The organism is Rahnella inusitata (genome assembly GCF_003263515.1).
In the GTDB taxonomy this organism is placed as follows: Bacteria; Pseudomonadota; Gammaproteobacteria; order Enterobacterales; family Enterobacteriaceae; genus Rahnella; species Rahnella inusitata.
Genome location: NZ_JYDE01000011.1, coordinates 88245 through 108711 on the forward strand (window position 1 = coordinate 88245; position 20467 = coordinate 108711).

At 54.5% G+C, this 20467-nt stretch carries 17 protein-coding genes; 9 read left to right on the plus strand and 8 right to left on the minus strand.

Annotated features, from left to right (window positions below):
• Nucleotides 1-2 precede the first annotated feature (2 nt).
• Nucleotides 3-743: a glycerophosphodiester phosphodiesterase gene (gene ugpQ, locus TU92_RS06915; RefSeq protein ID WP_112165598.1), complete on the plus strand. Its 741-nt coding sequence runs from the start codon at nt 3-5 to the stop codon at nt 741-743.
• A gap of 55 nt (nt 744-798) precedes the next feature.
• Here the strand turns inward: ugpQ and TU92_RS06920 are convergent, their stop codons facing one another.
• Nucleotides 799-1101 carry a DUF2756 domain-containing protein gene (locus TU92_RS06920; RefSeq protein ID WP_112165631.1) on the minus strand — a complete coding sequence of 101 codons (303 nt, stop codon included), beginning with the start codon at nt 1099-1101 and terminating at the stop codon, nt 799-801.
• A 202-nt stretch (nt 1102-1303) separates the two neighbouring features.
• Between TU92_RS06920 and TU92_RS06925 the strand changes: the two genes are divergently transcribed.
• Entirely contained in the window at nt 1304-2203 is a 900-nt protein-coding gene (locus TU92_RS06925) for a carboxylate/amino acid/amine transporter (RefSeq protein ID WP_112165600.1), read from the plus strand.
• Here TU92_RS06925 and metR read toward each other — a convergent pair.
• On the minus strand, nt 2109-3044 hold the full coding sequence (metR, locus tag TU92_RS06930) for an HTH-type transcriptional regulator MetR (RefSeq protein WP_112165602.1): 936 nt from the start codon (nt 3042-3044) through the stop codon (nt 2109-2111). The genes TU92_RS06925 and metR overlap by 95 nt on opposite strands.
• 104 nt (nt 3045-3148) lie before the next feature.
• On the opposite strand from metR, the gene metE reads away from it, so the two are divergent.
• The 3 genes from metE (at nt 3149) to TU92_RS06945 (ending at nt 7460) form a co-directional block, all read left to right on the plus strand.
• Nucleotides 3149-5425, plus strand: a complete 2277-nt coding sequence (gene metE, locus TU92_RS06935) for a 5-methyltetrahydropteroyltriglutamate--homocysteine S-methyltransferase (protein WP_112165604.1) — start codon at nt 3149-3151, stop codon at nt 5423-5425.
• A 246-nt stretch (nt 5426-5671) separates the two neighbouring features.
• Nucleotides 5672-6436: a meso-2,3-butanediol dehydrogenase gene (budC, locus tag TU92_RS06940; RefSeq protein ID WP_112165605.1), complete on the plus strand. Its 765-nt coding sequence runs from the start codon at nt 5672-5674 to the stop codon at nt 6434-6436.
• Between the two features lie 160 nt (nt 6437-6596).
• Nucleotides 6597-7460, plus strand: a complete 864-nt coding sequence (locus tag TU92_RS06945) for an AraC family transcriptional regulator (RefSeq protein ID WP_112165607.1) — start codon at nt 6597-6599, stop codon at nt 7458-7460.
• 5 nt (nt 7461-7465) lie between these two features.
• On the opposite strand, the gene TU92_RS06950 is transcribed toward TU92_RS06945, so the two are convergent.
• From TU92_RS06950 to TU92_RS06970, 5 genes are read right to left on the minus strand one after another with little or no spacing between them, the layout of a single operon-like run.
• Nucleotides 7466-7810: a PTS fructose-like transporter subunit IIB gene (locus TU92_RS06950; RefSeq protein WP_112165609.1), complete on the minus strand. Its 345-nt coding sequence runs from the start codon at nt 7808-7810 to the stop codon at nt 7466-7468.
• Nucleotides 7811-7855: 45 nt separating this feature from the next.
• A complete protein-coding gene (locus tag TU92_RS06955; protein ID WP_112165611.1) occupies nt 7856-8758 on the minus strand; it encodes a [formate-C-acetyltransferase]-activating enzyme in 903 nt (300 codons plus the stop codon).
• Nucleotides 8724-11021 carry a formate C-acetyltransferase gene (locus tag TU92_RS06960; RefSeq protein ID WP_112165613.1) on the minus strand — a complete coding sequence of 766 codons (2298 nt, stop codon included), beginning with the start codon at nt 11019-11021 and terminating at the stop codon, nt 8724-8726. Before TU92_RS06960 ends, TU92_RS06955 begins: the two co-directional genes overlap by 35 nt.
• Before the next feature lie 16 nt (nt 11022-11037).
• On the minus strand, nt 11038-11367 hold the full coding sequence (locus TU92_RS06965) for a PTS fructose-like transporter subunit IIB (RefSeq protein ID WP_112165614.1): 330 nt from the start codon (nt 11365-11367) through the stop codon (nt 11038-11040).
• Nucleotides 11368-11383: 16 nt separating this feature from the next.
• The gene (locus TU92_RS06970; RefSeq protein WP_112165616.1) at nt 11384-12463 is read right to left on the minus strand and encodes a PTS fructose transporter subunit EIIC; all 1080 of its coding nucleotides are present in this window, start codon (nt 12461-12463) and stop codon (nt 11384-11386) included.
• Between the two features lie 370 nt (nt 12464-12833).
• Here TU92_RS06970 and ptsP point away from each other — a divergent pair, with 370 nt between their 5' ends.
• Together ptsP and fsa are read left to right on the plus strand one after the other, a co-directional pair.
• Complete coding sequence (gene ptsP / locus TU92_RS06975) at nt 12834-15338, plus strand: phosphoenolpyruvate--protein phosphotransferase (protein ID WP_112165633.1); 2505 nt, start codon at nt 12834-12836, stop codon at nt 15336-15338.
• Nucleotides 15339-15349: 11 nt separating this feature from the next.
• Nucleotides 15350-16012 carry a fructose-6-phosphate aldolase gene (gene fsa / locus TU92_RS06980; RefSeq protein ID WP_112165618.1) on the plus strand — a complete coding sequence of 221 codons (663 nt, stop codon included), beginning with the start codon at nt 15350-15352 and terminating at the stop codon, nt 16010-16012.
• 107 nt (nt 16013-16119) lie between these two features.
• Here fsa and TU92_RS06985 read toward each other — a convergent pair whose 3' ends face one another.
• On the minus strand, nt 16120-16947 hold the full coding sequence (locus TU92_RS06985) for a dienelactone hydrolase family protein (RefSeq protein ID WP_112165620.1): 828 nt from the start codon (nt 16945-16947) through the stop codon (nt 16120-16122).
• A 159-nt stretch (nt 16948-17106) separates the two neighbouring features.
• Here TU92_RS06985 and katE point away from each other — a divergent pair, with 159 nt between their 5' ends.
• Nucleotides 17107-19389: a catalase HPII gene (gene katE / locus TU92_RS06990; protein WP_112165622.1), complete on the plus strand. Its 2283-nt coding sequence runs from the start codon at nt 17107-17109 to the stop codon at nt 19387-19389.
• 256 nt (nt 19390-19645) lie between these two features.
• Nucleotides 19646-20407: a uridine phosphorylase gene (gene udp, locus TU92_RS06995; protein WP_112165624.1), complete on the plus strand. Its 762-nt coding sequence runs from the start codon at nt 19646-19648 to the stop codon at nt 20405-20407.
• The last annotated feature ends 60 nt before the right edge of the window (nt 20408-20467 follow it).

Sequence of the window (20467 nt, forward strand, 5' to 3'; positions counted from 1 at the left end):
ACATGAAAGCCTGGCCTTATCCTCGCATTGTGGCGCATCGTGGCGGCGGCGCACTGGCACCAGAAAACACGCTGGCCGCCATTGATGTGGGCGCAAAATACGGTCATTCGATGATCGAATTTGACGCCAAACTTGCGCAGGGCGGGGAAATCTTCCTGCTGCATGACGATACCCTGAACCGCACCAGCAATGGCTGGGGCGTGGCGGGTGAGCAGCCGTGGGAGAAACTTCAGCAACTCGACGCCGGTGACTGGTACAGCGCCGCGTTTAAAGGCGAAAAATTGCCTTTGCTGGCGCAGGTAGCCGAACGCTGTGCGCGCCACCACATGATGGTGAACATCGAAATTAAACCGACCACCGGCCTGAATGAAAAAACAGGCACTGACATCGCGCTCGCTGCGCGTGAGCTGTGGAAAGATCAGAGCGTTCCGCCGCTGCTCTCCTCTTTCGAATTCGACGCGCTGGTCGCCGCCAAAAAAGCCGCCCCTGAACTCCCGCGCGGATTACTCATCGACGACTGGCACGAAAACTGGAAAGCGCTGACCGACGAACTGGAATGCGTGTCTTTGCACCTCAATCACAAACTGCTCAGTGAAGCGCGCGTAAACGCAATCAAAGCCGCTGGCCTGCATATTCTGGTGTACACGGTGAATAACCCCGAGCGCGCGCGCGAACTCCTGCGCTGGGGTGTGGATTGCATCTGTACGGATAAGATTGATGTGATCGGGCCGGATTTTGAATAAAACGTGGTGGTAACAGGCGGGATCAGGCGTGGAAGACACCACGCCTGATAAAAAATTACGGCGTCTGATTCAATTTCTGATTCAGCGTCTGGTTATTCTGCTGGATCTGCAACCGTTGCTGATTGCTCTGGATTTGCGAACGTAGTTTGAGTTGCTGCTGTTGCTGATTACTGCGCAGATCCTGCTCCTGCTGACGCTTCTGCATTTGCTGGTTATTCTGCTGTTGTTGCTGCATACGCTGTTGCGACGGATTGGTCAGCAGCGGATCGTTCGGATTCGGCACCTTCTCAACGGCACCGGCAGCGTGAACGGCCAACAGCAATGGCAGTGCGGCGATCATTCCATATAAGCGTTTCATCGGTTCATCCTCCATTTCCAGTCATCCGTTAAGTGTATGCCATCACATCCCCGAGCGCGGCATTTGAGGGCACGTTTCCCTCAAAGCGTGGTGCGGCTCTCGTTTGTTCTATAATTAATCAGATGTAAACCACCTTCGTATCTCGCATTGTTTCTCATTCGGCTACAATCGTCCATCTTTCACATTTTAGGGCTCAACTGCCGTGCCTTTACTCATTATCACCACCATTTTGTGGGCCTTTTCCTTCAGTCTGATCGGCGTTTATCTCGCCGGACAGGTCGACAGCGTCTTCGCCGTGTTGGTCCGTCTGGGGCTGGCGGCGCTGGTGTTCCTGCCGTTCCTGCGCTGGAAAGGCTATGCGCTTACCACCATTTTGCTGTACATGGCGGTCGGTGCGATGCAACTTGGGATCATGTATCTCATCAGCTTCGAAGCCTATCTGTACCTGTCGGTGCCGGAATTCCTGCTGTTTACCGTGATGACGCCGTTGTACGTGACGCTGATTTATGATCTCATCAGTGGCCGCAAAATCCGTATTGGCTATGCACTCAGCGCACTGCTGGCGGTGGCAGGTGCGGCGATTATCCGTTACGACCACATCAGCGAGCATTTCATCATCGGGCTGTTGCTGGTACAGGCGGCGAATATCTGTTTTGCCATCGGGCAGGTGGGATACAAACGTCTGATGGAAACCCGTCCGGTACCGCAGCATACGGCCTTTTCCTGGTTCTACATCGGGGCGCTGATGTGCGCCGTGGTGGCGTGGTTCCTGTGGGGTAATCCGCAGAAATTGCCGACCACGGAGTTGCAATGGGGGATTCTGGTGTGGTTAGGCGTTGGCGCGTCGGGCCTGGGATATTTCATGTGGAACTACGGTGCGACGCAGGTGGATGCCGGAACGCTCGGGATTATGAACAACTTTCACGTCCCGGCCGGGCTGTTAGTGAATCTGGCTATCTGGCAACAGCAGCCACACTGGCCGAGCTTTATTCTGGGCGCTGCGGTGATTATGTCCTCACTGTGGGTGCACCGGCGTTGGGTCGTGCCGCGTCGCGAACAAACGGCAGATGATCGCACGCGTGCTGCCTCGCCGAACGAATAAACGCTTCCGTGACCGGCTGACGCTGCTCGCCATCACGCACGGCGGCGTATAGCCGGCTCCATAAGCCATCGCCCAGGGTTTTGGTTACCACCAGACCCTGGCGCTCAAAACTCTCCACCACCCAATGTGGCAGCGCCGCAATTCCCATTCTCGCCGACACCATCTGAATCAATAACAACGTGTTATCGACGCTTTTCAGCGACGGGCTGACGCCTGCCGGTTGCAGGAAATGCCGCCAGATATCCAGCCGCTGGCGCTGCACCGGATAAATCATCAGCGTTTCACTGCTCAGATCTTCCGGCGTGATGACGGCCTGGGTCGCGAGCGGATGATCCGGTGCCAGCACCAAACGGACTTCAAAATCAAACATCGGCGAATAGTGCAAACCGCTGCGCGGCAGAATATCGGACGTCAATACGAGGTCCAGCTCGCCCTGTTGCAGCGCCGGTTGCGGGTCAAACGTCACGCCGGATTTGAAATCCATCATCACCTGCGGCCAGTTCTGATGGAAGTTGTCCAGCGCGGGCGTCAGCCACTGAATGCAGCTGTGGCATTCGATGGCGATACGCAGTGAAGTCTGATGCGGTTCATTACACGCCTGCAATGCCTGCTGGATTTGTGGCAGCACCTGCTCTGCCAGATTGAGCATGATTTCACCCTGCGGCGTAAACCGCAGCGGCTGGCTTTTGCGCACAAATAATCTGAAACCCAGCCGTTGCTCGAGGTCACTGAACTGGTGAGACAGGGCCGATTGTGTCTGATGAAGCTGCGAGGCGGCAGCGGCCAGTGACCCGGTGTTGCGCAGTGCTTGCAACGTTCGCAGGTGTTTCAGTTCGATCATGAGAGTCCTTCACTGTGACATGAATAATTTGCGCTTGTGCAATATACAGTACCTGCGGATTATGGATGTGTAAACATCTGGACGGCTAAACAGGAATTAAAAAGATGACGATACTGAATCACACACTGGGTTTTCCACGCGTTGGTCTGCGTCGTGAACTTAAAAAAGCGCAAGAAAGCTACTGGGCAGGTCATTCCACTCAGGAAGAACTGCTGGCAACCGGACGCGAACTGCGCGCCCGCCACTGGAAACAACAGGCCGATGCGGGTGTGGATCTGCTGCCTGTCGGCGATTTTGCCTGGTACGATCACGTACTGACCACCAGCCTGTTGCTGGGTAACGTGCCTGCACGTCACCAGAATGCTGACGGGTCTGTCGATATCGATACCTTATTCCGTCTTGGCCGTGGCCGTGCACCGACCGGTAAACCGGCTGCCGCTGCGGAAATGACGAAATGGTTTAACACCAACTATCACTACATGGTGCCGGAATTCGTGAAAGGTCAGCAGTTCAAACTGACCTGGACGCAACTGCTGGAAGAAGTGGACGAAGCACTGGCGCTCGGCCACAAAGTGAAACCGGTTCTGCTCGGCCCGCTGACATACCTGTGGCTCGGCAAAGTGAAAGGCGAGCAGTTCGACCGTCTTTCGCTGATTAACGATATTCTGCCGGTTTATCAGCAAGTACTGGCCGAACTGGCAAAACGCGACATCGAGTGGGTGCAGATTGATGAACCTGCGCTGGTACTGGAACTGCCGCAGGAATGGCTCGATGCCTGTAAACCGGCGTATGAGCAATTGCAGGGCCACACCAAACTGCTGCTGACGACCTATTTCGACAGCGTCGGCCATAACCTCGACACTGTTCGTCAGTTGCCGGTGCAGGGCCTGCACATTGATGCGGTTGCCGGTCGCGATGACCTGAAAACGGTGATCAACGCGCTGCCAAAAGACTGGCTGATTTCACTGGGCGTAATCAACGGTCGTAACGTCTGGCGTGCGGATCTGAGCACCTGGTTCGACCGCCTGAAACCACTGATTGAAGGCCGCCATGTCTGGATCGGCAGCTCCTGTTCATTGCTGCACAGCCCGATCGACCTAAGCGTCGAAAGCCGTCTGGATGATGAAGTGAAAAGCTGGTTCGCGTTTGCCCTGCAAAAATGTGCCGAGCTGTCACTGCTGACGTCTGCGTTGAATAATCCGACCGCAGAAGCACAGCAAAAACTGGCGGAATATAGCGCGCCAATTCGCGCCCGTCGTGAATCGACCCGTGTGAATAATCCCGCCGTCGGTAAACGCGTTGCGGCTATTACGGCCGCCGATATCGAGCGTCCAAACGTTTACACCAGGCGTGCTGTGGCACAACGTGCCCGTTTCAACCTGCCGGCATGGCCGACAACGACTATCGGTTCATTCCCGCAAACCACGGAAATCCGTGGCCTGCGTCTGGATTTCAAACAAGGCCGTCTCGATAGCGCCAAATACCGTACCGGTATCAGCGAACATATCAGGCAAGCCATTAAAGAACAGGAACGTCTGGGCATTGACGTACTGGTTCACGGCGAAGCGGAACGTAACGACATGGTCGAATACTTCGGCGAGCATCTGGATGGCTTTGTGTTCACGCAAAACGGCTGGGTACAGAGCTACGGCTCCCGCTGCGTGAAACCGCCGGTCATCATCGGCGACGTCAGCCGTCCGGAAGCGATCACCGTTGAATGGGCGAAGTACGCACAATCGCTGACCGAAAAACCGGTCAAAGGCATGCTCACCGGCCCGATCACTATCCTTTGCTGGTCCTTCCCGCGCGAAGACGTCAGCCGCGAAACCATTGCCAAGCAAATTGGTCTGGCGCTGCGCGACGAAGTGGAAGATCTGGAAAAAGCCGGTATCGGCATCATCCAGATTGACGAACCTGCACTGCGCGAAGGCCTGCCGCTGCGCAAGTCTGAGTGGAATGCGTATCTGCGCTGGGCGGTAGACGCGTTCAAACTGAACGCCGCCATTGCGAAAGATGACACGCAGATCCACACCCACATGTGTTATTGCGAATTCAACGACATCATGGATTCGATTGCAGCGCTGGATGCGGATGTGATCACTATCGAAACCTCGCGTTCTGATATGGATCTGATCGAAACCTTCAAAGAATTCGATTACCCGAATGAAATCGGACCCGGTGTTTACGACATTCACTCGCCAAACGTGCCAAGCGTGGAGTGGATCGAAAACCTGCTGCGTAAAGCGGCGGACAGTATCCCGGCAGAGCGCCTGTGGGTGAACCCGGACTGTGGCCTGAAAACGCGTGGCTGGCCGGAAACCCGCGAGTCGCTGGAAAACATGGTGAAAGCGGCTAAGCGTCTGCGTGCAGAGAAAATCTGACCGGATGTGAGTAAAGAGTACGTTGGTGGAAGTATGTCGGTGAATCGCCGACACGTTGGGCTCCGGGGCTGTATACCCGGAGCCCTTTTTTTATCGTTCATTCGTACTTTGTTACGACTCTTTCAGCCCGCGGCATACGGCGGCTGGAGCGTGATTGAGGGGGGGGTGACGGGCCGCTTTCTACAAAGCCCGGCTTTCTCCACTAGGCTTAATACAAGTTTCAACTCATTAAGACAGGGAGAGAACATGAACCGATTTACAGACAAAGTGGTTGTCGTTACCGGCGCGGGTTCAGGTATGGGCGCAGCTTCCGCCCGGCGTTTTGCCAAAGAGGGCGCGATTGTTGTGCTGGTCGGGCGAACCAAGGAAAAGCTCGAGAAAGTGGCCAGCACGTTAAGCAGCACGCAGTATTATATTCATCTGGCAGATGTGTCTTCGGCGCAGGACGTTGAACGCATGGCCTCGGTCATCGAAGATAAATTTGGCCGCGTGGATGTGCTGGTAAACGGCGCAGGTGTCGTGGTGCAGGGCAAGGTCACCGAAGCGAGTCTCGATGACTGGCAAAAAATCATGGCGATCGACCTGAGCGGCGTCTTCTACTGCACCCGCTTCTTCATGCCCGCGCTGATTAAAAGCAAAGGTAACATCGTCAACATTTCATCGGTCTCCGGTATGGGTGGCGACTGGGGAATGAGCTTTTACAACGCGGCCAAAGGTGGCGTGACCAACTTTACCCGTTCGATTGCGATGGATCACGGCAAAGACGGCGTGCGCGTTAACGCGGTTTGCCCGTCACTGACGTTTACCGAGATGGCGGCCGGGATTAAAGACAACCAGCCGCTGCTGGATAAATTCGCTGAACGCATCCCACTTGGCCGTGGCGCAGAGCCGGAAGAAATCGCTGATGTAATAGCCTTTCTCGCCAGCCACGATGCGCGATTCGTCACCGGCGTGAATCTGCCGGTGGACGGTGGCCTGAGTGCGTCCAATGGCCAGCCTCCGCAAGCCTGAATATTTACAGCCCTTAAAGATATTTATGGCTCACTGTGCCCGGCCTTAAGGCTGGCCAGTGAGCCGTTTTCCATCGTTCCTCGCAAATCTGCGAGTTCCCTTTCTGCCTTCAGCCGGGGTTAGTTATCATAGCCAGATTATGCTGAGAGGTAGCCCGATCATGACCCATCCACTTTTTTCTGTTTTATCTCCGGTACTTGAAGACGGCACAGGGATCCGCCATGTCTATTTCGCCGGTGCCCAGCATCCGGTGCCCGCGCTGGCGTATCAGGTGGATTTTCCGCGTCTGGAACTGATTCTGGATGGCGAGCAGATGATGGAATGGGAAGACGAGCAGGGCAAAAGTCAGGCGACGCGAATGCTGGCGGGCGATGTATTGTTCGTTCCGGCAAATGGCTGGAACAGCCCCCAGTGGCAAAAGCCGGTGCGGACGCTGAGTATTTTGTTTGGCAAACAGCAGCTTGGATTTAGCTTGCTTCACTGGGATGGTACAGGTTTTGAGGGGAGCGAAAAGGGCAATATTGGCAGGCGCGGACCTCGTGTCGGCGCGTTTATGTTACAGGCTTTGAATGAACTCGCGTGGCACCGAAGCGATCAGCAAACGGCACAGTTTTTGGTAAAAGGGTTGCTAAGCCATACGCTGGATCTGTTCAGCTCTTCGGTTAAGACCGCGTCGCGCAGTCAGGCGCTGTTCACGGCGATCCGCCAGCACATCGAAGAATATTATCGTGAGCCGCTGACCCGCGATTCCGTCGCCAAAGCGTTTTATATCTCACCGAATTATCTGTCGCATCTGTTCCAGAAAAGCGGCGGGGTCGGGCTAAATGAATATCTGAATTATGTGCGGCTGGAGCAGGCAAAAAATCTGCTGAAAGGCTACGACATGAAGGTGAAAGAAGTCGCTCATGCCTGCGGGTTTGTCGACAGCAACTATTTTTGCCGCCAGTTTAAGAAAAGCACCGAGCGCTCGCCTTCAGAGTATCGCCGGCAATACCGTAGCCAGTTGGAACAAGCACTGCCCTAACCTAACTAGGGTAAAACGATCTGCGTGCCCTGAGGCGAGGTGGCGATTTTTTTGACGGCAGCCATCACTTTTTCCGGCGTGCGCAAAAATGTATGCATACCCGTCTGAACGCAGCGACTGTGGGCAAATCGCTCGCGGTTTTCAAGCTGGATCTCGGTGACCAGCAGGACAATATCCGCTTGCGCAATATCGCTTTCTGACAGCGAATTTTCGATGCCCAGGGCGCCCTGCGTTTCCACTTTTACCTGCCATTTTTCCTGCGCACTGAGCTTTTCCAGACGCTCTGCCGCCATATACGTATGCGCCACACCGCTGATGCACGCCGTGACGGCGACCAATTTCAATGACATTGCTATGCCCCTTTGTCGGAAATCATTGATCCGGTGCTTAACACCCTAGCCACCCAGCGTGACCCGATATCCGTAGCTTTCCGCCAGCGCACGATAAAGCGCAAGGGTTTCTGCATCAGGCACCGGCGTTTTGTGCATGGAATAGGTTTTCCCCAGCAGCGGATACTTGGCTTCACCGTATTTGTGGAAGGGTAACAGATGGATTTCATTTAAGTGGAAGGGTTTAAGGAAATCCAGGATCTGTTGCATGTTTTCGGGCTTCAGGGTGTAACCAGGGATCAGTGGTAAACGGGGCAGCAGCTTCACGCCGCGCCGGGCAAGTTCACTGAAATTCTCCAGCACGCGTGGCTGATTCATGTTGAGAATGGAACGTGCCAGTGACGGATCCATTATTTTGAAATCAAACAAAACCTGATCGCAGCGATCGGCCAGCGCAAGCAGGTGATCCCGCGGCGCATCGCCTGCCGTTTCGATAGCCGTATGAATGCCCAGAGCCTGTAGCTCCTGCAATAACGCGCTGGCAAAAGCATGTTGAATCAGCACTTCACCACCCGAAAGCGTGACGCCGCCGCCGGACGAGCGGAAAAACACTTCGTCCTTCAGCAGACGTTTCATGAGTTCTGGCAGCGTAATGTCTTCGCCGACATATTCCATCGCACCGCTAGGGCATTCATCCGGATCCTGCAGGCATGTCCGGCAGTTGAGGCATTTCGCCTGCCGTTTGATGACGTGTATGCGTGGCGACATAGACTCGGGATTAGCGCACCACGGGCAGCGGTGCGGGCATCCTTTGAAGAAAACAAGGGTACGAATACCCTGGCCGTCGTTAAGTGAAAACCGCTGAATGTTGAAGATGCGTCCGCGCAGGGTGTTATCTGCGACGGTCCTTTTTACGACGATGGGGATGCGCAGCTCAGAGCTGATGCGCGGTTCGGCCGATAATGTCATCCTGAATCTCCTTTGACAGCTCGACGAAGAATGCGCTGTAGCCTGCTACCCTGACGACCAGCCCCGTGAAATCCTGCGGACGCTTTTGCGCTTCGCGCAGTTGCTCTGCATTGACTACGTTAAATTGCACATGCTGCAATTTCAGGCGGGTGAATGCGCCGAGGAAATCTGCCAACTTGTTCAGCCCCTGATAACCTTCGAGCGTCGACGGCGTGAATTTCACATTCAGTAGCGTACCGTTGGAAAGCAGCGTGTTATCGAGTTTGCTGACCGATTTCAGTACGGCAGTCGGCCCTTGATGATCTTGCCCCAGCATCGGTGAAAGCCCGCCGTCGGCCAGCTGTTCACCGGCATAGCGGCCATCCGGCGTCGCGCCGACCACCGCGCCTAAAGGCACATGAGCTGAAACCGTATAGGAGCCCGGCGTAAATTGCCCGCCGCGCGGATTGCGGTATTGCTCGACTTCTTTGCAGTAATAACGCAGCAAATCGGCGCTGATGAGATCAACTTCATCGACATCGTTGCCGTATTTTTCGAAGCGATTAATCAGACGGGCTCGAATGGCGCGACCTTCTTCGCTGGCAAAATTTTCTTTCAGTGACGCCAGTAACTCATCAAATGTCAGACGTTGCTGGTCAAACACCATGCCTTTCAGCGCATGCAGGGAATCGCTGAGGTTGGCGATACCAATTCCCTGAACGCCGGAGAAGTTGTAGCGTGCGCCGCCTGCGGTGATGTCTTTGCCGCTCTCCAGACAACCTTCAATAAATGAAGAGAGCAGCGGAACGGGCGCCCAGTCGCGGTGGCCGATGTCGCAGATGTTGCTGCCCTGCGCCATCAGTTTGACGTAGTGGCTGATTTTCTGGCAGATCTTTTCCACCAGATCCGGGTAGGTGATCGCCGCATTACCTTCGTTTTCATGCAGTGTTAATTCCATCACTTTCAGCAGATTAAACATGGCGATATCGTGCAGCCCGTAAGTTTTCCCTGGAATCGACAGTTCCACACAGCCCACAACGGCATAATCCCGTGCATCTTCCAGCCGCACACCACGGTTAAGAAACGCGGGCACTACCACTTCATCATTAAAAATTTGCGGTATGCCGGTGCCGAGACGAATGGTTTCGGCTGTTTTCAGCAGGAACGGGCGGTCAATGAGTTCATTTACCCGCACGCCGAGATTGGGCTGTGGCAGGCAGATGCTCTGGTAGGCATCCAGACACAGGAATGAAAGCACGTTTACGGCGCTGCGCCCGATTTCAGTAAGGCCACCGAGCAAGATGGTATACCCGGTCGGGAATCCGGCGAAATACCGCGCGCTGGAGGCCGAGCGCAGCAGGACGATGTCGTTGCATTTCACCCACAGGCTTTCCAGCAGTTCTTTGAGGAACGCTGGCGATTCCCCGTGTGACAAGGAATGTTGATAGAACGGTAACATGTACTGATCGAAGCGCCCGAGTGAGAGCGAACTGGCGTTGGATTCGTACTGCAAAATAATATTCATGTACCAGAACAACTGGCAGGCCTGATAGAAATCCTGTGGCTTACTGGCTGAGATATGCAGCGAAATACCGGCGATTCTTTCCAATTCCTGTTTTCTTTGCGGATCTTCACATTCCTCCGCCATCAGCGTCGCCAGCGCGGCGTAACGCAGAATGTGCCGTTGTGCCGCCTGCAACAGAATCAGCGCCGCCTGGTAGAACGCGTTATCTGGCTCCTGTGAAACGTGCTGCTGTAGCCCAGCCACTAAATTATCCAGACCGGTGTTCAGCAGACGCGGATAATCAATAATAATGTGGCCCTGACCTTTGTCGGTCTGGTTGATGCTGAAAATCTGCGTTTTGGTGGCGGCGGTGACCTCTTCCGGCATCTGGCTGTTGATGAAGTCTTTCATCGAACGCGATTCCCAGTAAGGGAAAAGCTGCTCACGATAAACCTGTTTATCGTGAGCAGAAATGTTGAAACGATCCTGCGGACGGGTGGAGAAAACATCCAGCTCTTTGAGCAGCCAGTAGGGATCCATTTCAGGAGAGACGATCCCCGCACGTGGTTTTACCGTGCGATTACCGGCAATCAGTTCGTCTTCGCGCAAAGTAATCTCAACGTGATCCAGAATGTATGCCGTGGCCTTCGCACGGCGAAGAAGCGTCGGTTCACCCTCAGTCTTTCGATGGCTTGCGGTATACAGCAAGGCGCGTTCCAGCGAGATTTCACGCGGGCTGGCGAAAAGCGCGGCTTTCAGACGATCGATGCGGGAAGTCATCCTGTTCTCCTTAAATTCAATCCGTGACAGCCGTGTTCTTGAGGTGTGCGGCAATCTTTTCCATGATGGCGTCGGCGCGTTTGACTGCGTCACTGATGCCAACGCGCACTGTCATTTTCCCTTTAAAGCGTTCCTCGAATTTGATGCCGATATCTTTGGTGAGAATCACAATGTCCGCAGCGGCCACGTCTTCTGCCGTCAGCTCGTTCTCCAGACCGATTGAGCCCTGCGTTTCCACTTTGCAATCCCAACCTTTAGCTTTGGCTGCACGTTCGATAGCCTCCGCTGCCATGTAGGTATGAGCAACGCCGGACGGGCAGGCGGTAACAGCAATAATGTTGGTCATAATGTTTTCCCTGATGTCAGTTAATTTCAAAGTCCAAATCCAGATCAGATTCCTGGTGGTTTTTGGTGGATTGTTTTTTGGCGGCGAGATATTTCAGCAGGTTGAGACACAGGGCGGTCACGATCATGCCAACCAGCAGCGCGCCGATATAAGCAAATTTGCCCTGAACGACGGGCAGTACGATCAGTCCGCCCCAGCCCGCATAGCATTCTGCGCCGAGCAATGCAGCGGTGACTGCTGCACAGGCCGAACCGATCATGATGGAAGGAATGACGCGCAGCGGATCAGCGGCGGCGAAAGGGATTGCGCCCTCAGTGATGCCGACGCAGCCCATTAACATGGCCGCTTTGCCCGCTTCACGTTCCTCTGTGGAGTAAAACTTGCGACCAATCAGGGTGGCGAAACCGACGCCAAGGGGAGGTGTGGCGATAGCGACCGCAGCAATGGCAACGACGGTATACACGCCCTGCGCGACGCAGATCAGCATAAATGCGTAGGCAACCTTATTCACAGGCCCGCCCATGTCGAAGGCCAGCATCAGCCCCATAATGATAGCGAGTACCACAATGCTGCCTTGTTGCATCCCTTGCAGCCAGTGGGTGAGCGAAGTGGTCAGCAGCCCGACAGGTTCGCCCAGGCCCCACATCATGATCCCCGCCGTCAGCAAGGTGCCGACGATCGGGATCACAAAGATCGGCATCACAGAGCGCAGGATCTTCGGTACAGGGATCTTTTTGAGATAGAAAACGATAATGCCGCCCAGCAGGCCGGCGATGATCGCCCCGAAAAAGCCTGCGCCAAAGGAAGCGCCCACCCAGGCACCGATGGCAGCAGGTGCCAGCGCTGAGCGGTCAGCGATGGAGTAACCGATGTAGGCGGCCAGAAAAGGTACCATCAGGGTCAGACCGGCAACGCCGATATCAAACAGTTTTTTCAGATTCGGATCGGTTAAGGCATCCGGCACAGCACCTTTACCGTAAAGCATGACAGAGATGGCCAGCAAAATGCCGCCCGCGACCACAAAAGGAATCATGTGTGAGACGCCAGTCATCAGGTGCTGGCGGGTATTTTTTAGAATATTGAGCAAGTCTTTCATGATTAGCTCCTGGAGCTTCCGGTGTCGGGCGTAACGATCACAAATATCAGGGCTTCTTTTGGTGAAAAAGCGCAGATACTAAAAGGGTATCGACGACAACAATAGGCTGAGGGCGGTGGCGCTAATAGTGGACAGATTTGTGTTTTACTGGACTTTTGTAATGTTCGATCGAAAATGCGAGCGGCTTCAAATAACCCGAGATAACGGGAGGTTTATCGACCCCTGTACAGTGTGAGCTGTCTCGCAAAAAGCGGGATGCATTACATTTATCCAGTGTTTGTCATTTTTGTCTCGTAGTCAGCGCGAGCCTCGGAACCCTATTCTGCGAGTGCCGGTAATGATCACCGGCATCTGGGATGAGGATTCAGAAATGACCAAGAAGTTGAGCTTCACCTGCGTACTGGTTAATGGGGTTCATGCTCGTCCGGCGAGCCATATAGAATCGTTGTGCAATGGATTTGAATCGACGTTTCAATGGTATAACACTCGCACTGACCGTGTTGCTGACGGTAAAAGTGTGTTGTCGCTGATTGGCGCAGACATTCTGTCTGGCGATGAATGCCATGTGACGGTCGAAGGTGTTGACGAAGTGGCAGCACTGGCAGCGCTGGCGCATTTCATCGAGCATCAGTTTCCGCTGTGTGATGAAGCCCTTCCTGAACACGATCAAACCGCAGATCGTGAGCCTCTCCCCGAATCCCTGACGCATCTTTCCCCGGTGATTTACCGCGCCTGTTCCGTCAGTGAAGGCTGTGCGCTGGGCAAACTGGTTAATCTCTCCAACGTGAATCTGGCGGCATTGACTGATTTGCCTGCGTCTCAAGGCAAGGATAAAGAACAAAGTTTGCTTTCCGGCGGGCTGGCACAGCTCGAAAAATCTATTGAATTACAGCTAATGGAAGGCAGCGGCACCATTACCGCTGTGCTTGAAGCGCATCGTTCTTTGCTTCGCGATAACAGCCTGCGCGACGCGTTGCTAAGCCATGTGATGGAAGGAAAAAGCTGCGCGCAGAGCATTGTGGAAACCGCCGCGCATTTCAGTGCGCAACTCGCAAAATCGTCCAGCGCTTACCTGCGCGAACGGGAACTGGATATTCGTGATGTCAGTTTCCAGCTGTTGCAGCATATTTACGGCGAAGCGCAGTTTGCTTCCCAGCAAACTCTCAGTGAAGCCAGCATCTGTCTGGCGGATGAACTGACCCCCAGCCAGTTTCTCGAACTGGATAAAAAGCATCTGAAAGGCCTGCTCCTCGGCAGCGGCGGCAGTACGTCCCATACGGTTATTCTCGCGCGATCGTTCAATATTCCTACGCTGGTAGCTGTCGACCCTCAGCCTTTGCAGGTTTATCTGCGTCAGGACGTGCAGATCGACGGCGATCTGGGGCTGATAGCCTGCGCGTTGACGGAGCCTGTGCGTCGTTATTACCGTCAGGAGCAGGCCGTCCATCAGGCATTGCGCCAGCAGCAGAGCGTATATCTCAACAAACCGGGCTATACCGCGGATGGCGTGCGGATGGAAGTGGCGGCGAACATTGCGCATTCAGTCGAAGCCAGTGCCGCTTTCAGCAACGGCGCGGAAGCGGTCGGCCTCTTCCGTACAGAAATGCTGTATATGGATCGCGTCAGTGCGCCTTCGGAAGACGAGTTGTACAACATTTACTGTCAGGCGACGGAAGCGGCGAAAGGAAAAACCATTATCGTGCGGACGATGGATATCGGTGGAGATAAGCCGGTTCATTATCTGAATATTCCTGCTGAGAATAACCCGTTCCTTGGTTATCGCGCTGTGCGTATTTATCAGGAATTCTTGCCGCTGTTCCACACTCAGCTGCGTTCGATCCTGCGGGCGTCGGCACATGGAACGCTGAAAATCATGATCCCGATGATCTCCTCGATAGAAGAGATTTTATGGATCAAAGATCGTCTGGCAGAAGCCAAACAGTCCCTGCGCAACGAGCAAATCCCTTTCGATGAAAAAATTCAGCTGGGGATCATGCTGGAGGTGCCGTCGGTGATGTTCATCATCGATCAGTGCTGCGAAGAGATTGATTTCTTTAGCATCGGCAGTAACGATCTCACGCAATATCTACTGGCGGTCGATCGCGATAACGCAAAAGTGACCCGTCATTACAACAGCCTGAATCCGGCGTTCCTGCGCGGCCTCGATCATGTTGTGCGCGAAGTGCATCGTCACGGTAAATGGATAGGGCTGTGCGGTGAACTGGGTGCGAAAGGCTCGGTGTTGCCGCTGTTGGTTGGGCTGGGGCTGGATGAAATCAGCATGAGCGCACCGTCGATTCCGGTCACCAAAGCGCGGTTGTCGAAACTCGACAGTCGCGAATGCCGTCTGTTGCTCAACCGCGCGATGCAGTGCCGCACGTCGCTGGAAGTTGAACACCTGCTGGCGCAGTTCCGTATGGAGGTGAACGACGCGCCGCTGATCACTGCGGAATGCGTGGCGCTGAATACCGACTGGCGCAGCAAAGAAGAAGTTATCAAAGGCATGGTCGATAACCTGATGCTGGCCGGTCGCTGCCGTTATCCGCGCAAACTCGCCGCCGACGTCTGGGCACGCGAAGCGGTATTTTCCACCGGTCTTGGTTTCGGCTTTGCCATTCCGCACACCAAATCTGAACACATCGAGCAATCGACCATCAGCGTGGCGAAATTACAGGAGCCGGTGCAATGGGGTGATGAAGAGGCGCAGTTTGTCATCATGCTGACCCTCAACAAACACGCCGCGGGTGACCAGCATATGCGGATTTTCTCAAAGCTGGCGCGCCGGATTATGCACGACAGTTTCCGCGATGCGTTAATGCAGTCAACGACGGCGGTGCAAATCGAAGCACTGCTGAAACAAGAGCTTGAACTCTGACAGGAGATGGCATGGAACTCTATCTGGATACTGCTGATATCAGTGCAGTGAAGCGTTTGTCGCGAATTTTACCGTTGCAGGGTGTGACTACCAATCCCAGTATTATTGCCAAAGCGCGGACCTCATTGTGGGAAGTGTTACCTGCGCTCCGTGATGCGCTGGGCGGTGAAGGGAAACTGTTTGCACAGGTTCTGGCGAATCATGCCGAACACATGGTGGAAGAGGCGGAATTGCTGCACTCCCGTGTTCCGGGGCTGGTCGTCAAAGTGCCGGTCACCGCCGAAGGGCTGGCGGCGATCAAAATTCTGCGTACCCGTAAAATCCCGACGCTGGGCACTGCGGTGTATGGCGCAGGCCAGGGTTTACTTTCGGCACTGGCGGGGGCGGAATATGTCGCGCCCTATGTGAACCGGCTTGATGCCCAGGGCGGTGATGGCATCGCGATGGTCACCGAGTTGCAGCAATTACTGACGCTGCATGCTCCGCACGCCAAAGTGCTGGCGGCCAGTTTTAAAACGCCGCGTCAGGCGCTGGCTTGTCTGCTGGCCGGGTGTCAGTCAATCACTCTGCCGGTGGATGTGGCGGAGCAGTTTATCAGTGCGCCTGCGGTTCAGGCGGCGGTAGAAAAGTTCGAAGAAGACTGGCAGGGTGCATTTGGGCAACTCTCGCTGTAATCATCGATTTTATTTCTGATTAAATCTTACGCATAAAAAAGGCCCGACGGGAAAACCCGTCAGGCCTTTTCTGTTTTCGCATGCGAAAACTTTCACTTCACGTGCGTTTATTTCACGCCGTACTGAGCGAAATAATCCAGCATCCGCTGCCAGCCATCGGCTGCGGCTTCCGCGTTATAACTCGGGCGATAATCAGCGTTAAACGCGTGCCCGGCTTGCGGATACACTACGATTTCCGCATCGGCATTGGCAGCGCGAATAGCCTGACGCATGGTTTCGATAGTTTCCTGCGGAATACTGCTGTCCTGCCCGCCGTACAAGCCAAGCACTGGCGCATCAAGAGCGGCGGCGCGGTCTACCGGATTCGACGGGCTGGTCAGCGTTTTATCGCCCACCAGTTTGCCGTACCACGCCACACCGGCTTTCAGCTGCGGATTGTGCGCCGCATAAAGCCAGGTGATCCGCCCACCCCAGCAGAAACCAGTAATGCCTAATTTGGAGATATCGCCGCCGTGCTGCGACGCCCAGTGGGCCGCGTGGTCAAGATCGGAAAGTACCTGCTGATCCGGCACTTTACTGACCAGTTTGGCAAATAACTCGCTGATTTCAGTGTAATCGCGCGGGTCTCCTTGACGGAAATACAGCTCGGGGGCGATCGCCAGATAGCCCTGTTTCGCCAGACGGCGACAAACATCCTGAATGTGTTCGTGTACGCCAAAAATCTCCTGCACCACCAGAATGATAGGTAATTTGCCGGTGAACTGCTCCGGACGAGCAAGGTAGGCGGGCAGATCTTCTCCCTGCGAAGGGATGGTGGTCTGTCCGGCGTGCAGGCCGTCGGTATCCGTGTGGATTGTGGTTTCCGCAACCGGCGTGACGGCCGGCGCAAAGCTGGTCGGAGCCTGTTTCAGGGGGAGGATTTCATCATTTTTCATTGGAGTCTCCATACAGAAAATTTGCGCTTTGGATTAAAACTATAGCCGGAAAGCGGCAACAGCAAGGCGCAAGAGATGTTCTATAGTTAAAAGTTAGTCAGGAAAACTGTCACGGAAGACCCATGGAACGCCCGAAACTTAAGTTAGGAGTCTTGTGCAATGTCGAAATTACCTTCAAAAAAAACCAAGAAAAGTGAGTCACTACCGGTAAGCCACGCCCCCGCCACGGGCATTAAATCCACACAACCTGGCTTGGGAGACCTGGCTCCCACCGATCGCGCTTATCAGCCTTCGCCGCAACCGACACCACCCGGAAAAGAGCCTACCGCCTCCGGCAGTGCCAAAAGTCCGCAGAATACTAACGCCAAACTCGATGCGCTTGAGCGACATCGTAAAAATGGTGAAAAACAGCCGCTGACCACCAATCAGGGGACGAAAATCTCTGATGATCAAAACTCGCTGAAAGCCGGAAGCCGTGGCCCGACCCTGCTGGAAGATTTCATTCTCCGCGAGAAAATCACCCATTTTGACCACGAGCGTATTCCTGAACGTATCGTTCATGCGCGAGGTGCTGCGGCTCACGGTTATTTTCAGCCTTACCGCAGCATGAAATCTGTCACCAAAGCCAGTTTCCTCTCTGACCCGAAAAAGCAGACGCCCGTGTTTGTGCGCTTTTCTACTGTGCAGGGGTCGCGGGGTTCTGCGGATTCCGTCCGTGATATTCGCGGCTGGGCCACCAAGTTTTATACCGATGAAGGTATTTATGATTTGGTCGGTAACAACACGCCGGTTTTCTTTATTCAGGACGCTCACAAGTTCCCGGACTTTGTGCATGCCGTAAAACCTGAACCGCATAATGAAATTCCGCAGGGCGCCAGCGCGCACGATTCCTTCTGGGATTACGTTTCCCTGCAACCGGAAACCTTGCATAACGTGTTCTGGGCGATGTCCGATCGTGGCATTCCGCGCAGTTACCGCACGATGGAAGGTTTCGGCATCCACACATTTCGCTTCGTGAATGCCAAAGGAAAATCCACCTTTGTGCGTTTTCACTGGAAACCGCTGGCGGGCAAAGCCTCGCTGCTGTGGGATGAAGCTCAGAAACTGGCCGGGAAAGATGCGGATTTCCACCGTCGTGACCTGTGGGAATCTATCGAGGCTGGCGATTACCCGGAGTATGAACTGGGCGTTCAGTTGATCCCCGAAGAGGACGAATTCAAATTTGATTTCGATTTGCTCGACCCGACCAAACTGATTCCGGAAAAACTGGTGCCGGTGCAGCTCATCGGCAAGATGGTGCTTAACCGTAACCCGGATAACTACTTTGCGGAAACCGAGCAGGTCGCGTTCCATCCGGGACACGTGGTGCCGGGCATCGATTTCACTAACGATCCATTATTACAGGGCCGGCTTTTCTCCTACACCGATACGCAGATAAGCCGTCTGGGCGGGCCGAATTTCCACGAAATCCCGATTAACCGGCCGACCTGTCCGTACCATAACTTCCAGCGTGACGGTATGCACCGTCAGGATGTAGATACCAATCCGGCAAACTACGAGCCGAATTCTATCAACAACAACTGGCCGCGAGAAACGCCTCCGGCCGCATCGGGTGGCGGTTTCGAAAGTTATCCTGAGCGAATTGATGCGGCAAAAGTGCGCCAGCGCAGCGAGTCGTTTGCTGAGTTTTATGCGCAGCCGCGCCTGTTCTGGTTGAGCCAGACGCCAACCGAGCAGGATCACATTGCCGGGGCGTTCTCGTTTGAATTATCTAAAGTCGCCCGACCTTATATCCGCGAGCGCGTGGTGGATTTGCTGGCACGTGTCGATCAGTCGCTGGCGCAGAAGGTGGCGAAAAACGTCGGCGTGACGCTTTCAGCAGACACGCTGAAAATCAAACCCCCGAAACCGGTGAATGGTCTGGACAGCGATCCGTCGCTCAGCCTCTATGCCAGCGGCAAAGGGGTGATTAAAGGGCGTCAGGTTGCGCTGCTGCTGGGTGACGGCGTTCACGCGGCCGATGTTCTGGAAACCTTGCAGGCGCTTCAGGCTGCGGGCGTTCACCCTAAACTACTGGCCAGCCATTTGGGGACAGTGACCGCAGATGATGGTTCGACGTTACCGATTGACGCGACGTTTGCCGGTTCGCCGTCAATCACCGTTGACGCCGTGATAGTGCCCCACGGGCACATTGATGCATTGCTGATGAGCGGGGACGCACGTCATTTCGTTCTTGAAGCCTATAAACATCTGAAAGTTATTGGCCTGAGCGGTGACGCGCGCCGCTTTAAATCCCTGCTGGGGCTGAAGGATGACGTGAAAGAAGAGGGGATTATCGAAGGCGAAAAAGCTGAAGGTGCCCTGTTGAAGGCATTCCTGAAAGATTTGGCGAAGCACCGGATCTGGTCACGCAGCGCTGCAGCTGACGCCGTTCCCGCCTGATTTACAGTAAATATCTATGCAGGCAGAGCCTCTCACGGGGCGATGTCTGCTTTTTTATGTCCGCAATGGAGGCATCGCCGTATAAAATTTCCTCTTTAGCGGCATAATTTGTGATGTGAGTCACAAATTAAATGTATGCGTTATTCTTGTTGTTACATCATAGTGACGACCGTCACGAAATGACGTCACAATGTTCAGTACAGTTGCCGGGTGTTCCTCCTGCCAATAATTGACCTTACACACAGAGGAGTTTGTTATGTCTCAGCCTGAAGTTTTCCACCTTGGCCTGACCAAAAAAGATTTAAACGGCGCGACGCTGGCGATTGTTCCCGGCGACCCTGAGCGCGTGGAGAAGATTGCCAAACTGATGGAAAACCCGGTTCGCCTGGCTTCCCACCGCGAATTTACATCATGGCGCGCTGAGCTTGACGGCAAATCTGTGATCGTGTGCTCAACCGGTATCGGTGGCCCGTCAACGTCTATCGCAGTCGAGGAGCTGGCACAGCTCGGCATCCGCACTTTCCTGCGCGTGGGCACCACGGGTGCCATTCAGCCGCATATCAGCGTCGGCGACGTTCTGGTGACGACGGCGGCTGTGCGTCTTGACGGCGCCAGCCTGCACTTTGCACCGATGGAATTCCCGGCAGTGGCCGATTTCGCCTGTACTACAGCGCTGGTCGCTGCGGCAGAAGCCGTGGGCGCACAAACACATATCGGCGTAACTGCCTCTTCTGACACCTTCTATCCGGGTCAGGAACGTTATGATACTTACTCCGGCCGTGTTGTTCGTCGTTTCAAAGAATCGATGAAAGAGTGGCAGGAAATGGGCGTGATGAACTACGAAATGGAATCTGCCACTCTGCTGACCATGTGTGCAAGCCAGGGTCTGCGTGCAGGTATGGTTGCGGGTGTCATCGTGAACCGCACGCAGCAGGAAATTCCTAACGCGGAAACCATGAAAAAGACCGAAAGCCATGCGGTGAAGATTGTCGTCGAAGCCGCACGCCGCCTGATTTAATTTTTATAAAATCAAAACAACACATCACATTTATGGGCTGCCTCCGGCGGCCCATTTTTT

Bases quoted from the DNA above. Each gene is read 5' to 3' on its own strand.
- ugpQ (WP_112165598.1), top strand. From the start codon at position 3: ATGAAAGCCTGGCCTTATCCTCGCATTGTGGCGCATCGTGGCGGCGGC.
- TU92_RS06920 (WP_112165631.1), bottom strand. From the start codon at position 1,101: ATGAAACGCTTATATGGAATGATCGCCGCACTGCCATTGCTGTTGGCC.
- metR (WP_112165602.1), bottom strand. From the start codon at position 3,044: ATGATCGAACTGAAACACCTGCGAACGTTGCAAGCACTGCGCAACACC.
- metE (WP_112165604.1), top strand. From the start codon at position 3,149: ATGACGATACTGAATCACACACTGGGTTTTCCACGCGTTGGTCTGCGT.
- budC (WP_112165605.1), top strand. From the start codon at position 5,672: ATGAACCGATTTACAGACAAAGTGGTTGTCGTTACCGGCGCGGGTTCA.
- TU92_RS06945 (WP_112165607.1), top strand. From the start codon at position 6,597: ATGACCCATCCACTTTTTTCTGTTTTATCTCCGGTACTTGAAGACGGC.
- TU92_RS06950 (WP_112165609.1), bottom strand. From the start codon at position 7,810: ATGTCATTGAAATTGGTCGCCGTCACGGCGTGCATCAGCGGTGTGGCG.
- TU92_RS06955 (WP_112165611.1), bottom strand. From the start codon at position 8,758: ATGACATTATCGGCCGAACCGCGCATCAGCTCTGAGCTGCGCATCCCC.
- TU92_RS06960 (WP_112165613.1), bottom strand. From the start codon at position 11,021: ATGACTTCCCGCATCGATCGTCTGAAAGCCGCGCTTTTCGCCAGCCCG.
- TU92_RS06965 (WP_112165614.1), bottom strand. From the start codon at position 11,367: ATGACCAACATTATTGCTGTTACCGCCTGCCCGTCCGGCGTTGCTCAT.
- TU92_RS06970 (WP_112165616.1), bottom strand. From the start codon at position 12,463: ATGAAAGACTTGCTCAATATTCTAAAAAATACCCGCCAGCACCTGATG.
- ptsP (WP_112165633.1), top strand. From the start codon at position 12,834: ATGACCAAGAAGTTGAGCTTCACCTGCGTACTGGTTAATGGGGTTCAT.
- fsa (WP_112165618.1), top strand. From the start codon at position 15,350: ATGGAACTCTATCTGGATACTGCTGATATCAGTGCAGTGAAGCGTTTG.
- TU92_RS06985 (WP_112165620.1), bottom strand. From the start codon at position 16,947: ATGAAAAATGATGAAATCCTCCCCCTGAAACAGGCTCCGACCAGCTTT.
- katE (WP_112165622.1), top strand. From the start codon at position 17,107: ATGTCGAAATTACCTTCAAAAAAAACCAAGAAAAGTGAGTCACTACCG.
- udp (WP_112165624.1), top strand. From the start codon at position 19,646: ATGTCTCAGCCTGAAGTTTTCCACCTTGGCCTGACCAAAAAAGATTTA.